Here is a 14,651-nt window from a genome sequence, read left to right as displayed (position 1 = left end):
TTGGCCCGCAGCTTCATGCTGGGAACGTCGGTTTAGTGACGCCACCAGCTTGGTCTGTCGCGCATACCCATGTGCCAGGCGCGCGGTTGCGGTAAGTGCACCTGTTGCTGCTCTGGTTTGCCATATCCGGCGCTGTAGTCCTTGCGATGACGCAAAGGATCCCAGCCCTCCATGTGGGGACGAAGGTCGTCTGCTGAGGGTTCGGCATCGAATACACCGTCGTCGAGGTGTTCGAGATTGGCAAGCGGATCAATGTCGTCTGCGCGAATACGCGCCCATTCGAGCCATTCTCGCAACTTCGGACGGTTCGCCAGCAGTCCCTGTGCCGTGGCTTCTGTCTCTAGTTGTTTCGCGAATGCCCGCAGTTCTTGGGCTCCTTGCCAAGCCTCGAACGCGCGTGCAAACGTAGCTTCTCGGAGTTCGAGGATCGCTTTCGCTCGGGCATGGTCCCGTAAGTTCTCCCATGCGCGCAGTTGTGCAGCTTGTTCGCGTTGGTGTGCTTCGTGCGCCTCGGCGTGCCGTTGTTTCTGGCGTTCGAGGGCGTCGTCGTCATCGATCACCCCTTTCTTGATCTCGCGTGCGATTTCGCGGACTTGACGTTCAAGGGGCTTCTTCTTCTCGTCAGACCACGTATCGCCGTTGCGTTCGTACCGATAGTTTTGGCGGTCGATCTTTACCTCGTGCGTGCCGTCTCGTTCCACATGGAGTTGCAATCGGCCGGATGGCGAGCTGTCGAACTTCGGGATTCGCGTCCACGGTGCACGCAAAAGCTCGCGCTGCTCTGCTGCTGTCGTAACGTGGGGGACCTCATTCAGGATCTCGGTGAGGTAGAGATTTCGGCGGCGGGTGTCGTCTTGAACGAACAACTTCGGTGTCTTGAGCTTGGTGTTCGCACCTAGCTTGAAGTCATGCGCGCGTAGGTGCTCGGCGAGATCAAGGACTATCTCAATGGCTCGGGGCCGGAGGGGTTCGCTGACCGGTTTGAGGATAGATGTGGTCTCTAATGCTTTGCGGAGCACGTCGAGGTTTGTCGTGATCTTTCGCGTAGTCGTTCTGATGCGATCCCAGTCGGAAGAATCTGCAGACGAGCCCGTGCTGAGCATGATGACGATCTCACCTGAGCTGCGTCCGGTGAAGCGTAATTCGTGGTCTTCCGGTACCAGATGATGGACCCTGCACGCGTGGAGAACGCGGCGGTAACGGGCGCGAGTCGACTCCACTGGGTCCGCGACGGTGATTCGTTCTGAGTCCCGGAGTTGAGCGATGAGGGCCTTCGCTTGTGCGAGCGTCTCTGACGCGCCGTCGCCAAGGCCGAGATCGACTGCTACGGCGCGGTGGGCTCGGACGGCGGGAACGGTAGGGGCCTTAGGCGACGCGCTAGGCGGGTAGGTGCCGTGCTCAAGGTAGTGGGTTCCCGCTTTGGTAACAGCGGCGGTCCAAGTACTGCCGTGACGCGTGATCGTTACGAGTCCCCGGGACTTCAATGCGGCGGCACTGGTCTTATAGGGGAATCCGTCCTCGGGCCACTTGCCTTCAGGGCAACCATCGGAGATCCATCGCAAAACTTCGAGCTGCCGCTCGTTTACAAGTCCGTCCATGAAAGCACTGTACCGAAGATATCTGACGCTGTGCCCTTTTACTCAGCACCGCAGACCACGTCCAAGGGAAGCTGCATGAGGAGTTTTTCAGAGGCTGATTCTGGACGTGCTTTCGTGAAGTTCGTTCTGATCTCCCACACCACCGAAATGCGGTGGGGATGAACGCTAAAAGGACCGGCAGCGAACGTACCGTTTTACTCAGTTCTGTCCTCGATCACGATCATGCCGATTTTGAGGATGGTTCCAACATCGATGACTACAACGATCTTTACAACTAGACGTTCGGAAAGAAATTGAAAGCCGTGTCCTTGGCCAACCACAATGAGCGCCTCCTGGAGTTCATAGAGAACTATGGGAGTTTCACTATGCCGTTAAGGTTAGGTTCTCGTACGTTCCCTACCTCTTGTCGAGTAGCTCTCAGAGGTTACGTCGGTCGACTTCGAGACAGCGGCACAGAGGTTGGTATCTGTGGCGACGTGGTGGAGTTCCGCTCCAACGTCTAGAACACCGTGCTCCGGAAGCCGGGTGACTTCCGGCTTCCGGAGAGCTTGCGGGACGGTGGCTGATAGACGCTAACTGCGAGCGGATTTCACAGGTAGGGGCGTGTGATCAGCTCGAGGTAGTGGCCTGAGGGATCGAGCAGATAGACGCCGCGACCGCCGTGCTCATTGTTGATCTCTCCGGGTCGGGATCGTTGAGGGTCGGCCCAGTGCTCCTGCCGTCGGTCGACGATCTTCGCGTATGCGCGATCGAAATGCGCGTCATCGAGCAGGTAGGCGTAGTGCTGCGGCGGGAACTCCATCGGTGGGCTTGCGAACTGCAGCAGGACACCATCGGCGATTTTGATGTTGACGAACGGACCCCAGGCCGGAGCGTCGTCCGCTTCGAGCAGGTCTCGATAGAACCTGGACATATCGGCAGGGTCCGTTGAGGCGATGATCGTGTGATTGAAGTGCGCTGTCATGATTCTCCTGGTGGTGGCGTGAGTGAGCTCCGCTGACCTCACGCAAGGATGGACACGAATCAGGGAACAACCAGAGAGCCGTTCCCGGTGCGTCCGACTTGGGCCTGACTTGTCATCATCGCGGAGAGCCTACTTCCCCGTTGGATGGAGGTCAATCATCATTTGTTCTGACCAGAGCGCAGAAGTTGTTCGGTGCCCGAACTGGGTTGAATTCCGCTTCAACGTCTGACGCACAAGTTCTGGATAATTGCCTGCAGATCTTGCAGGGTCTAAACTGTTGGCGTCTGGAGTGTAGACATCGAGCTGATCGCGGGCGACAAGGCTGGCGATTAGTAGCGTTTGTACAAGAGGAGCATTCCACTGGCTGACGTACTGTTCGATGAGCACCTGCGCAGATCGAGAGGAGAACGATCGAGATGGCCAAGACCCTGAAGGACTTCGTCGCCAAGCACCCCGTGGACCGGGAGCTCGTTGAAGCGCACAAGGAGCGGATGCTCGCCGAGGTGCGTGCGTACCGCCTCCGCGAGTTGCGCGAAGGGGCGGGCCTGACCCAGGCCCAGCTCGCCGAGCGCATCGGCGTGGGCCAGCGCCAAGTCTCCAAGATCGAGCATGGCGACCTCGACAGCGCGAAGATCGGCACGATCCGCAGCTACCTCGAGGCAGTCGGTGGCGGGCTGGCAATCGAGTTCGTGGTCGGCGACCAGCGCGTCCGGGTGGCCTGAGCCCAGACGTTTGCCAACCGTGGCGACGTGGTGGAGTGCCGCTTCAACGCCTAAAACTCCTGACTAGAATGAATTTATCCTTCTTGAGATCGGTGTAGTTTCGTTGAAGCTGTAGCCGACTTGTCGCAGCCGTCGCGAACGTGTTGATTTCGATGGTGGGCCCATCGGAGGCCTAGCAATCGTCCCTCGATCCGGCGGCCATCGGAGTTCGGGGTCGGTTTCGTTGAGCCTAACGTTCGAGCAGCCTGTGGTTGGCGACAAAGGACACCAGGGGCGAGAGCGAAGCTAACCGGACTCCGTTGAAGACACGGTTGGCTTCGCTCTCGCGTGCCCGAACTCAGACGGTCAGAACGATTTTCCCTGCGACGTGTCCGCTCTCGCCGAGTTCGTGGGCGCGGTGCCCATCTCTCAGAGGGAAGGTAGCTGCGATCACGGGGCGGACAGCCCCGTCGTGGAGGAGTTCGGCGATCGCCTGCATGCCCGCCTGGTCGCCTTCTACGAGCATCATCTCGTGGCGGGCACCGATGGCGCTGGCTTCGGCAGAATGGTCAGTGGTGGTGTTCAATGCGATGGAGACGATGATGCCGCCGGCTCGGAGGGTTCGCAGGGAGCGAGGAACGTAGTCGCCGCCGATTGTGTCCAGTACTACGTCAATGTCTTGTGCGGCTGCCGAGAAGTCATCTTTGGTGTAATCGATGACTTCGTCTGCTCCCAGCGACGTGACCAGTTCATGGTTCTTGGAACTCGCCGTCCCGATCACATATGCACCCTTGGCTTTGGCGATCTGCACGGCGAAGTGACCAACTCCACCAGCGGCCGCATGGATGAGAACTCGCTGTCCCGGTTGCACGTCGGCGACATTGACGAGCGCCTGCCACGCGGTCAACGCTGCGAGTGGCACGGCAGAAGCTGCTTCATGATCGATGTTCGCGGGCTTCCGGGTCAAGTGCCGCGCAGGGGAAACGACGAACTCGGCCGCGGCCCCGTGCCCCTGCGGGTAAGGGAGCATTCCGAACACCTCATCACCCGCCTTGTGGATGGAGACACCGAGGCCGACCTCCTCGACGACGCCCGACACATCCCAGCCGAGCACTTTCGATCCGTCCCCGAGGAATCCGGGGATACGCCGGTGCACCCAGTCTGTCGGGCTCAGTCCCGTCGCCCGGACCCGGACGAGGACTTCGGCTGGTCCAGGGGTCGGGCGCGGCTGTTCAGTCAAGTGGAGTACTTCTGGCCCGCCGAGAATGTTCTGGGTGAGCGCTTGCATGGTGTGATCTGTCATGGTTCCAATTCTGGTCTCCTCGCATCGCCCTGACGAGTGGCCCGCTGGCCATTATGTGGGAGGATTGGGCCATGCATCGTGTTGTAGTTCTCGCATCCCAAGGGGTGCTTCCCTTCGAGCTGAGTATCGCGACGCGGCTGTTCGGTTCCGCGCTCGACGAGAATGGTGAGCCTCTGTATGAGGTGATCACCTGCTCACCAGATGGGCACCCGGTCCGCACGGCCGCAGACTTCACGATCACGGTGACGCACGACGCGTCCGTTCTCGCGACCGCGGACACTATCGTCATCCCCGCGGCGGAACACCACGCGAACATCACTGGGCCGGAGCAGCTCCCAGAGGACCTCGCTGCCGCCGTCGCGCTCGTCCCGCCCGCTGCGCGCATCGTTGCCATTTGCCTGGCGTCGTATGTGCTCGCTGCGGCGGGCCTACTCGAAGGGTGTCGCGCCACAACGCATTGGAAGAGAACTGAGCATTTCATCGCTTCCTACCCGGCCATCGAGGTAGAAGTTGATGTGCTCTATGTGCAAAGTGGACGGATCTTCACGTCCGCCGGAGCCGCGGCCGGCATCGACCTGTGCCTGCAGCTGATCCGCATCGACCACGGCAGCCGGGTTGCGAACGATGTTGCACGACGCTGCGTCATTCCGCCCTGGCGTGACGGTGGACAGGCGCAGTACGTGGAAAGACCCGTGCCCCATTCTGACGACTCGAGCACCTCTGGGACCCGAACGTTTGCACTCCGACACCTTCAGCGTCCGCTACCCGTCGCCGAGCTGGCCGAACACGCCGGAATGAGTCGCCGGACCTTCACCCGACGATTCCGCGCGGAAGTCGGACAAAGCGTCGGGGAGTGGCTCACCCGACAACGAATCGAACTCGCGAGAGCGCTCCTTGAGACCACAACGCTCCCCATTGATCAGGTCGCAGAGCAAGCCGGTTTCGGAAGCGCCTTCACGCTCCGTGACCACTTCCGCGCTTCTCTTGGCACGTCTCCTAGCCAATATCGGAACAGTTTCCACGAATAGCAACAGGGCCCGGCCTGCCAGTCTCGCCCCGGAGCAGGAAGCGACGAGGGATAGAAATATCGGAACCCGGATTCTGCTCCTTGGCCACCGGCGAGAGGTCTATCGATGAGGGACAGTATGGCTCAGAGTCAGAGGTTATTCCGTACCGTAATGCGGTGGAGTTCCGCTTCAATATCTAAGCTTGGCAAGCGCTCGGTCTTCTTCGGCATCGTCGAGCCCGCCTGCGGCGAACGATTATGGTGTTGTTCGTAGGCATAAACGTCGGGCGAATCATTAAACTTGAGCCGGGCTATTGTGTCATGCAAGAGGGCCCGAGGCATGGCGATCGTGACGCAGTCGCGCTAGCCCGGTTCCATGATCCACAGCGGCAGCGTAGCAGGCTCTATCCATGAATTGATGCCAAGAACTGAGCGCCATCCGGCAGGCATGAATCGGATCAATCCCGAGGGCACAATCGTCGAGGAAGACTCAGTGAATTGCGATCATCGCAGCTAGACCGGATTGGGCCTGTTGGCCCCATCGAATACGAGACCATCTAGGATCTGGCCGTGACCCTCGCGGTCCGACACCCCACCGCCGCCTAATCGTCTTGCAACCCTCAGACGGGTGGCTGAGGTGATCGCGAGGCAATTTGCTCCGCTCAGAAACGCCACCTATCCTGAGCGAGGTATTCAGAAACATCTATAGGTGGGAGGTATCGCAAGTGAGAAAAATTTCACGGGTTGCCATGCAACGCGTGGCGCTATACCTCGGCATCTCCGTTTTTGGCATGGGCCTGCTGATTGGAGCGTATTGCCTGATATCGGGTAGGTCGCCGGTAGAAGTTCTTGAAAACCTGTGGATCGCATTGTTATTCGCTTTCTTTGTAGCCGTAGCCACCGCGTTGCGCGACCAGCGGAAAGACGAAGCACCGCGTTCCAATGGAACGAATCGCAAGTGAGGTGGGGGCCTTCTTTTTGTTCCGTCTGGGCAGCTCAGGCCAGTCGCTGCTGGACATGCTGAGCGAGATCTCCGGGGGAGAATCAGACGAGGACATCCGTGAGGCGAATACACTGTGCAGCTTCGTTGTGCCCGACCGCGAGAGCTACAGCTAGTGCCCACTTTTCCAATGGCGTACGTCCCAGAACGCGGCTGTATTCATGTTTAACGTCTAGCGTTATTGACGCGCTCCGTTATATACTGGAACTGTGATCAGATCGTTTGGCAGCAAGGATACCGAGCGTCTGTGGCTTCGTGAGCGCGTGCCGTCCATTGATCCTCGGATACTCCGGGTGGCGCTGCGCAAGCTCCGCCAGGTGGGGTCAGCGACGAACCTGGGTGACTTGCGAAGTCCGCCGGGCAATCGGCTCGAAGCCTTGAAAGGCGACCGGGTCGACCAGCACAGCATACGTGTTAATGACCAATGGCGGATCTGCTTCAAATGGACAGACGCCGGACCAGAGGAGGTGGAGATCGTTGACTACCACTGAGAAGATGCAGCCCATCCACCCGGGCGAGGTCCTCATGGAGGACTTCATCGAGGGATTCGGGATCACGCAGAACAAGCTCGCTGTGTCGATCGGAGTGCCGCCGCGGCGCATCAACGAGATCGTGCACGGCAAGCGTGGGATCTCGGCGGACACCGCGCTGCGGCTCGCGAAGTACTTCGGCACATCGGCCGAGTTCTGGCTCAACCTGCAGAGCCACTACGAGCTCGATCGCGCAGAGGACATTGCGGGGGAGCAGATAGCTTCGATCACGCCGCTGAAGGTGGCATGAACGGTGGAGTGCGGGTCGCAGGCCCCGATCGACACATGCCAAATGATGTCGCGCTCCTGCTCGTCACGGTTTCCCAGTAGTTCGGGCAACCGGAATCCAACGCCGAGCTGCGTTTCACCGTTGTCGGCCGAGCAGTGCACGGTTCAGGCCTCGGTACCTCGATGCGCAGGGTTATCGATGACGCCGCCCACCACGGGGCCTGCTTCCTGGAAGTGAAGACGCTCGCAGCCTCTCATCGGGATGCCGGATTCACGCGTACACGCGCTTTCTCCGCGAAGTGGGGGATTTTTGCCGCTGGTGGAGGCTGAACTATGGGGTGAAGCCGGTTTCTTGGGAAGCAGCTGCTTCCTGAGAATCCGGGCGTAAAGAATTGCCGGCTCGTGATCTGAACGAGTGCGGGCAAGGGAGCGGACCGACGAGGTGGACTCTGACACTCGTCAACGGCTTGTCGCCCAGAAAGCCTTGCGCCTATGTCGAGCGAGCCCGTCGAGAAGATTTGGCCCACAGTATTTCTGTCGGAATGCGATTTCGCGAGAGGTTGCTCCGTGCTAGAACCCGGTGGAGCTAAGCTTCAACTTGTAAAAATTCATTGAAAAGTGCTTGTAGGTTCGCGGGCTGAGGACGGCTTTTATACCCGGCGTGGTGATGCCGCCGCGAGAACCATTTCCAACGATACTTCTCTGGCAGGAGCCGGCTAGAACTTGCCTAGGCGAGGCTGTCTCGCAGCGACATCAGGTGAGCGCGGCTGCGCTGAGCGGCCGCGGCCGCGTCTCTATCGAAGATCGCGTCGGCGAGGCCACCGTGAAGGTCCTGGTCCGTCGCGTGCCCAAATGTCTTGCGGATGCGCAGCATTTCGATCATCGCCTCGCGAAGCCGCGGGGTGAAGCTGTCGAACAGATCCAGAAGTATTGGATTGTGCGCTGCGGCCACGATCGCGCGGTGGAACGCGGTGTCGGCATCGACGTGGCTCTCGATTTCATCGCGGTATTCGGCGCGGGCGGAGAGGGCCTTCCGGATCGAACTGACATCCGCCGGGGTCCGGCGTGCGGCTGCGAGCGAGGCGGCTTCCGTTTCGATGGCGATGCGTGCCTCGATGACAGAGATGATGCCGGCGCGACGCAAGACGATATCCCAGTCTTCCGAGACATCCAGGGCTGTGATGAAGACACCCGATCCCTGCCGGGAGGCCAGTACTCCGCGCCCTGCCAGCTGGCGAATGGCTTCGCGCAGTGTGGATCGTCCGACGCCGAGCTGGGGAGCAAGCGTGGTCTCGCCCGGGAGTTTTTCTCCCAGCGCCCATTCGCCCGACCGGATGCGTTCGAGTAGCAGATCCGCTGCCTGATCCGCCAACGGTGTTCGAGTCACTTGTGCCACGTAATCGCCTTCCAACTCATCAGCTTGTCTGAGGAGTTGTGTTACAGTCTATCCATGTTCTTCGAAAATTTCCTTCTACTTCGCCGCCACGGCGGGGCGTAGCCAGACCGGCTCCCCGTCGTGGAGGCGAATGCTGTGCCGGTCGCAATTCTTGGACTGAAGGAAACAAAAATGACAAAGACATCATTTCCCCATATCTCGACTCCGGCAGGCTCCGTGCCGGATAATGCACCGAGCTGGAACCAGCAGCGATACTCACAGATGCCCTCGCACCGCTACTCCAACGTCTACTCTCGAGTCGACGTGCCACTGGCCGCACGCGACTGGCCGTCGAAGCAGCTTACCGAGGCTCCGCAGTGGGTTCCGGTTGACTTGCGCGATGGCAACCAAGCGCTCGCTGAGCCGATGGACCCGGCACGCAAGCGCCGCTTCTTCGAGCTCATGGTCGCCATGGGCTACAAGGAGATCGAGGTCGGCTACCCTTCGGCATCACAGACCGACTACGACTTCGTGCGGCTGATCGCGGAAACCGGCATCGCCCCGAATGACGTGACGATCGTCGTATTCACCCCAGCTCGACGAGAGCTCATCGAGCGGACGGTTGCCTCGCTCAAGGGGATTTCCAACCCGGTCGTGATCCACATGTATACGGCGACCGCCCCAACGTGGCGCAACCTGGTGCTCGGATACGAGCGGGAAGCGCTCAAAGAACTGATTTTGGCCGGTGGACGTGATGTGCTCGAATTTGCGGGGGACATGCCGAACGTACGCTTCGAATTTTCCCCAGAGGTTTTTAATCTGACCGAACCGGACTATGTACTCGACATCTGCAACAGCATGACAGAGCTGTGGGATGCGAGGCCTGAGCGTCCGGTGATTCTCAATCTTCCGGCCACCGTCGAAATCGCAACTCCAAACGTGTATGCCGACCAGATCGAATACATGCACAAAAATCTTGCACGCCGGGATTCCGTCATCCTGTCGGTGCATCCGCATAATGACCGCGGTACCGGGATCGCCTGCGCCGAGCTTGCGGTCCTCGCCGGAGCTCAACGCGTCGAGGGGTGCATCTTTGGAAACGGCGAACGCACCGGAAACGTCGACATCGCGACTCTGGCGCTGAATCTCCATGCCCAAGGCATCGACCCAATGATCGATTTTTCCGACATCGATGAGATCCGTCGAACGGTGGAGTATTGCAATCGTCTGGAGGTGCACCCGCGCCAACCCTACGTCGGGGACCTCGTGCACACCGCCTTCAGCGGCACCCACCAGGATGCGATCAAAAAGGGGTTTATCGCTCATCGCGTTCAGGCAAGCGCCGAACAGCGTCCGGAACACGATATTCCCTGGAACGTCCCTTACCTGCCGATCGACCCGGCAGATTTAGGGCGAAATTATGCTGCCGTAATACGCGTGAACTCCCAATCGGGCAAGGGCGGAATCGCATATCTGCTCGAAGCTGAGTACGGGATTGAGCTGCCACGGCGCCTGCAGATTGACTTCGCCCGCCACGTGCAGCGGCATACGGACTCCACCGGCAGCGAAGCTAGTGCAGCCGGGCTGTGGAGTGTTTTTCAGCAGGTCTATCTGCATCAGGGCTCATCGGCCGAGCGCCTCGCGTTGCACAGCTATCAGGTTGTAGATATGGAGGGAGCCGCTCGTGTAGAGGTTGTTCTCGACGTTTCCGGGCAGCAACACAGCAGCACGCATGATGGTGTTGGGCCGGTTGAGGCTTTGACTTCCGCACTGGAGATTCACGGCATCGCAGTTGACGTCCTCAGCTTGCACCAGACCAGCGTGGGTGCAGGCAACGACAGCGAGGCATTAACTCTGCTTGAATGCCGAACCGATGACGGCATTTTCTGGACCGCTGGGCGTGGGCGTTCGGTGTTGGCGGCGAGCATGTCGGCTGTTATGTCAGCGGGCAATCGGGTGACCGCACAGAGGCAGCCGGAAAAATCGGGGGTTATTGGCTTGCCGTAGTCTTCCCGTTCGAGAAGCTGCCAGGTTTCCGGCAGAGCACGCCTGGCGGTGGTTTCGTGTGGCGACGTGGTGATTTCAGGTTCAATGCCGTGGTCCCTGAGCTACGCTAAACCTTTGCGATGGCCGCCATGAACAAGTGTTCGTGGCGGTCATGCGCATTTCCGAGCGGTTGCCACCTTGGTGCAGCAATCAGATTTTGTGCACAACCAACCAGCGGCGAAAATTGTGTTCGTAATTCCCTTAGAACAGCGGCCAGGGAACCGCTGGCATCTCACCGCTCGGTGCCGGAAACTGCCCTGCCGAGCGCAACTTGGCGCAGCGCGCGGCGAGAGATGCGAGTTCTTCGGCGCTGAGCAACGCCGCCAGGCTTTGGCCCAGTTCACCGTGCAGCCCTTCGCTGACACGGTGTATGCCCGCTTCTTCCTCGGCGGTTAGCTTATCTCCGCGCCATCCCCACAGCACCGTGCGCAGCTTGTGCTCCCGGTGAAAGGTGAGTCCGTGGTCCACGCCGTGCCGGTGACCGCTGGCCAGGGCGAGGATGTGGTCGCCTTTGCGGTCGGCGTTGTTGACGATGACGTCGAACACCGCCATGCGTCGCAGCGCCGGGGTGTCTTCGTGAACGAGGGAGACCGCTCGACCTTTCTCATCTTGTCCCTGGAGAACCTGTTTCCAACCAGTTGACGGCACCTGGTCCGCCGCGATCAGGTTCACGGCGTCTTGGGCGGGATCCGGCTCCTGCCAAAGCTGCACCATGCCAACGCCGAGCGGACCATCGCGCAGCCAGGTGCGGGGCACCACGTCCCAGCCGAGGGCCTGCGAGACCTGGTAGGCGGCCACCTCCCGGTGGGCCAGCGTTCCCTGGGGGAAATCCCACAGCGGACTTTCGCCGGCGATCGGCTTGTAGACGACCACCGTCTCGCCGATGCTGCCAAGAAAGGTGGCGTTTGACGCGGTGGTGATGCGGCCGGTGAGCGCCAACTCGGCGGCCATGAGTTCAGGAGATTGCATTAGACCTCGGGAAGGGTGCAGGTGTGTCCGTCAGCGTCCACGGGATAGCCGCACAGCAGGCACATCGGACGCCCGGCATCTACGATCTCGCGGGTGCGCTTGGCGAATGCGCGGGCGGTGCCCACCGGCATCCGGACGCGCAGCATTTCGGTCTCCTCAGCCTCGTCGGGGTGAAGCGACTCTTCGCCGAGCTGCGCATCGGGATCTTCCTCGACGAGGGGATGGGCCTCGATCACGATCTGGGACGTGGAGGGGTCCCAGCCCAGGCTCATTGCGCCGGCGCGGAACTGCTCCTGGTCCTCCTCAATCGGGTCATTGTCGACAAGTTCAGGGGGAGTTCCGGTGGGAATGCTGAACGGGTTGCCGTCGACGGTGAGGAGCTGGTCGAGAATGTCATCGATATTCTCCGCGAGCTGGGCCGACTGCTGCTTTTCCAGCACGATGCTCACAAGCTGCTTGCCCGCGCGCACCTGCAGGTAGAACGTACGCGACCCTGGAAGGCCGGTGACGCCAACGACGACCCGATCGGGCCAGGAAAATTCGTGAATACGTGTAGGCATATAAATATTCTAGGCTCCTGAAGTCCGTGGTGTCTGTTGCCCTGCGCCGCCGCCCACCGGGGCATCTGCCGAGTGGAGGCCTTTGGCCAGCCACGACAGATCACCCGCATCGGTGTTCATTGCGTAGACGCTAGGCCGACTGGCGCCGTAGCGCACGATCGAGATGGAGGCGGGGCCCACGTTAATGCGCTGGAACAGGTCAAGGTGCATGCCGAGCGCGTCGGCGAGAACTGACTTGATGATATCCCCGTGGCTCACCGCAACCCACACGGCCTCTGGCCCGTGCTCGGCTTCAAAGGCCGCATCGTGGCGTCGAATCGCCGCGACCGATCGCGCCTGCATCAGTGCCATGGATTCACCGCCGGGAAAGGTGACTGCCGAGGGTTGCGACTGCACCACCGGCCAGAGCTCTTCGGCAGCCAGCTCGCTGAGCGTGCGGCCTTGCCACTGGCCGTAGTCGCATTCGGTGAGATCAAGATCGGTGGGCGCGTAGGGAGCGCCGGCTTGGCGGTCCAGAATGTAGCGTGCGGTTTGCTGGCAGCGTTCCAGCGGGCTCGTGACCACCCCGGCTAAGGGCACTTGGGCGAGCCGCTCTCCGGCCAGTGCCGCCTGATCCATCCCGGTCTGATCCAGGTTGACGCCGGACGCCCGGCCGGCCAGCAGGCCCGTGGCGTTGGCTGTGGTGCGGCCGTGCCGCACGAGAAGAACTGTTGCCATCCACCCAGCCTATCCATTTGCCATCGGCAAACACAGCGACCGCTCCACTGTTGCCCGTGGCGGAATCATGCAACTGCCAGGATTGGCGAAAACTGGGCTTCGCTGCCGGACGCGAACTCCGCATTATTGCTCGATGCTACCGATTCTTGAAAGACGCCCGCCAACTCTGAACTGCGTAGCAGAGGGTGCCGACCAGCAATGCTGCGAAAATCGTTGTCTGCCAGGTCAAGAATGATTGCGCGTTGAGGATCGAAACTGCGATGAGCGCCGCGATCAGCGCGCTGCCAGCAGTCCAGGCCCACGCTGCACGGCGTGCGCGATAGGGCTCATTCGGTGTGAAGCTGGCCGCATATCTGGCCGGAGTACCGAATTCCTCCTGCAGAGATGCCTCGGCCTCCGCGGCGTAGGCGCGGGTTTCGTTCACGATCACGCGAATCCGCCGGTCGCTGAGATCACCACGAAGCCGGAGATTCGCCTGGAGCTCGCCCACCCATTCGTCTTGAGAAACTGCAGTGGCTTCCGGTGCGAGGTGCGTAGTGGTCTTTGGCTTGCGCTTCAGGACGACGCCGATTGCGTAGTGAATGAGCACGTACGGCGGCACCGCTGCCAGATACCAAAGAACGCTTCCTGTCCCAGCCGAACCTTGCAAGAGCATGGCGAGAGAGCTGAGGGCAAGAGTGCCAACGATTAAGGACACCGCGGTCCAGACCATCGCCATCGGGCGCGTAAATTTGCGCACCGCCAGATTCCAAACCTGCACTAGGCCTATGGTTGCTGCTGCCAAAAAGAAGGGAAGGGCGAACATCATCCAGCTCAAGGGTGCTGTCCACCCATCGTCGATCAGCGCAACAATGGTTACTGCTACCGCAATCAATGTCGCGCTGAAGCAGACGGCTTGCGTGAACTGCCCCGTGGAGAGCAGTTCGTGCCGGTCGTAGGCAGGGGTTCCGGACTGCTGCCAGCGCTCCTGCTGATCCTTGGCCCAGACCTTTGGATCCCCAAACAGGTCTTCCGCCGGTTCCTGCGCATCTCTGAGTACCGGCAAAAGCTTGATGAGTGCCTCTTTGGCGGTAGAAAGCTTGACGTCGTCGAGCATGAGGCGCCCTGCAACGGTTCGAAGCCACTCAACGTCGCTTTCCGCTCCCCGGGCCGCACGAAATTCTTCGATGAGCCCGGTGAGATCAAGCTCGGTGAGTGGCTGAGGGGAATGCTGAGTCATGGCTGCTTTCCTTCGCGGTCCGAGTCGTTGTCAGTAGCTGGTTTTGGCGCGCTTAGCGATTCGGCTAGAGCATGCCAGGCTCGGCGTTCCTCTTGGAGCCTTGTCTGCCCGTGCGGAGTCAGTGCATAGTTGCGTTTTCCGGGGCCGTTCTGCCCTTGTTCCCATTGCGCGATCACGGCGCCATCGTTTTCCAGGCCGGTGAGCAGCGGGTAGAGGGATCCGCCTTTTGGGCGCCCGAAGCCAAGTTCGTTAACTGCCTGCGCGATTCCGTACCCGTGCAGCGGCCCATTCTCAAGACTGGCGAGAACAGCCGTTCCCAGTGCGGCGCGGGTCCACGTTGACGGCCATTCCGGTTTCACCTCATCGTCGTTCATGTATCTAAGTATAACGTGTATCTAGATATTTGAACCACGAAATCAGGGATGACTGTCGCTC

15 protein-coding genes are annotated in these 14,651 nt (G+C 60.4%); 6 read left to right on the top strand and 9 right to left on the bottom strand.

Annotation, left to right across the window (positions count from 1 at the left end):
• Nucleotides 1-32 precede the first annotated feature (32 nt).
• A complete protein-coding gene (locus tag CQ017_RS06580; protein ID WP_105553062.1) occupies nucleotides 33-1,598 on the bottom strand; it encodes a hypothetical protein in 1,566 nt (521 codons plus the stop codon).
• A 589-nt stretch (nucleotides 1,599-2,187) separates the two neighbouring features.
• Entirely contained in the window at nucleotides 2,188-2,562 is a 375-nt protein-coding gene (locus tag CQ017_RS06575) for a VOC family protein (protein WP_105553061.1), read from the bottom strand.
• Between the two features lie 416 nt (nucleotides 2,563-2,978).
• Here CQ017_RS06575 and CQ017_RS06570 point away from each other — a divergent pair, with 416 nt between their 5' ends.
• Entirely contained in the window at nucleotides 2,979-3,284 is a 306-nt protein-coding gene (locus CQ017_RS06570) for a helix-turn-helix transcriptional regulator (protein WP_096288917.1), read from the top strand.
• Nucleotides 3,285-3,621: 337 nt separating this feature from the next.
• Here the strand turns inward: CQ017_RS06570 and CQ017_RS06565 are convergent, their stop codons facing one another.
• Entirely contained in the window at nucleotides 3,622-4,566 is a 945-nt protein-coding gene (locus CQ017_RS06565; protein WP_219843919.1) for an NADP-dependent oxidoreductase, read from the bottom strand.
• A gap of 71 nt (nucleotides 4,567-4,637) precedes the next feature.
• Between CQ017_RS06565 and CQ017_RS06560 the strand changes: the two genes are divergently transcribed.
• The 4 genes from CQ017_RS06560 (at nucleotide 4,638) to CQ017_RS06540 (ending at nucleotide 7,352) form a co-directional block, all read left to right on the top strand.
• The gene (locus CQ017_RS06560; RefSeq protein ID WP_105553060.1) at nucleotides 4,638-5,594 is read left to right on the top strand and encodes a GlxA family transcriptional regulator; all 957 of its coding nucleotides are present in this window, start codon (nucleotides 4,638-4,640) and stop codon (nucleotides 5,592-5,594) included.
• A 941-nt stretch (nucleotides 5,595-6,535) separates the two neighbouring features.
• Complete coding sequence (locus CQ017_RS18060; RefSeq protein WP_181150507.1) at nucleotides 6,536-6,688, top strand: hypothetical protein; 153 nt, start codon at nucleotides 6,536-6,538, stop codon at nucleotides 6,686-6,688.
• A gap of 93 nt (nucleotides 6,689-6,781) precedes the next feature.
• Nucleotides 6,782-7,063 (top strand): type II toxin-antitoxin system RelE/ParE family toxin, encoded by a 282-nt coding sequence (locus CQ017_RS06545; protein ID WP_105553058.1) that lies wholly within the window; start codon nucleotides 6,782-6,784, stop codon nucleotides 7,061-7,063.
• Nucleotides 7,050-7,352, top strand: coding sequence for a HigA family addiction module antitoxin (locus CQ017_RS06540; protein ID WP_096288907.1), 303 nt, complete (start codon nucleotides 7,050-7,052; stop codon nucleotides 7,350-7,352). The genes CQ017_RS06545 and CQ017_RS06540 overlap by 14 nt, the downstream gene beginning before the upstream one ends.
• Nucleotides 7,353-8,057: 705 nt before the next feature.
• Here the strand turns inward: CQ017_RS06540 and CQ017_RS06535 are convergent.
• A complete protein-coding gene (locus CQ017_RS06535; protein ID WP_105553057.1) occupies nucleotides 8,058-8,726 on the bottom strand; it encodes a FadR/GntR family transcriptional regulator in 669 nt (222 codons plus the stop codon).
• A gap of 261 nt (nucleotides 8,727-8,987) precedes the next feature.
• Here CQ017_RS06535 and CQ017_RS06530 point away from each other — a divergent pair, with 261 nt between their 5' ends.
• A complete protein-coding gene (locus tag CQ017_RS06530; protein WP_374954988.1) occupies nucleotides 8,988-10,712 on the top strand; it encodes a 2-isopropylmalate synthase in 1,725 nt (574 codons plus the stop codon).
• 240 nt (nucleotides 10,713-10,952) lie between these two features.
• On the opposite strand, the gene CQ017_RS06525 is transcribed toward CQ017_RS06530, so the two are convergent.
• The 5 genes from CQ017_RS06525 to CQ017_RS06505 all read right to left on the bottom strand — a co-directional run bounded on the left by CQ017_RS06525 (nucleotide 10,953) and on the right by CQ017_RS06505 (nucleotide 14,590).
• Nucleotides 10,953-11,720 (bottom strand): SCO1664 family protein, encoded by a 768-nt coding sequence (locus tag CQ017_RS06525; RefSeq protein ID WP_105553055.1) that lies wholly within the window; start codon nucleotides 11,718-11,720, stop codon nucleotides 10,953-10,955.
• Nucleotides 11,720-12,280, bottom strand: a complete 561-nt coding sequence (locus CQ017_RS06520) for a DUF3090 domain-containing protein (RefSeq protein ID WP_105553054.1) — start codon at nucleotides 12,278-12,280, stop codon at nucleotides 11,720-11,722. The genes CQ017_RS06525 and CQ017_RS06520 overlap by 1 nt, the downstream gene beginning before the upstream one ends.
• Before the next feature lie 9 nt (nucleotides 12,281-12,289).
• On the bottom strand, nucleotides 12,290-12,997 hold the full coding sequence (locus CQ017_RS06515) for a histidine phosphatase family protein (RefSeq protein WP_105553053.1): 708 nt from the start codon (nucleotides 12,995-12,997) through the stop codon (nucleotides 12,290-12,292).
• 136 nt (nucleotides 12,998-13,133) lie between these two features.
• Nucleotides 13,134-14,216 (bottom strand): hypothetical protein, encoded by a 1,083-nt coding sequence (locus tag CQ017_RS06510; RefSeq protein WP_105553052.1) that lies wholly within the window; start codon nucleotides 14,214-14,216, stop codon nucleotides 13,134-13,136.
• Nucleotides 14,213-14,590, bottom strand: coding sequence for a PadR family transcriptional regulator (locus CQ017_RS06505; protein WP_105553051.1), 378 nt, complete (start codon nucleotides 14,588-14,590; stop codon nucleotides 14,213-14,215). Before CQ017_RS06505 ends, CQ017_RS06510 begins: the two co-directional genes overlap by 4 nt.
• Nucleotides 14,591-14,651 lie beyond the last annotated feature (61 nt).

This window comes from Arthrobacter sp. MYb224, from assembly GCF_002975455.1.
In the GTDB taxonomy this organism is placed as follows: Bacteria; Actinomycetota; Actinomycetes; order Actinomycetales; family Micrococcaceae; genus Glutamicibacter.
Note: the sequence above shows the minus strand (reverse complement) of the source record. Positions and strands in the feature narration are given on the sequence as shown.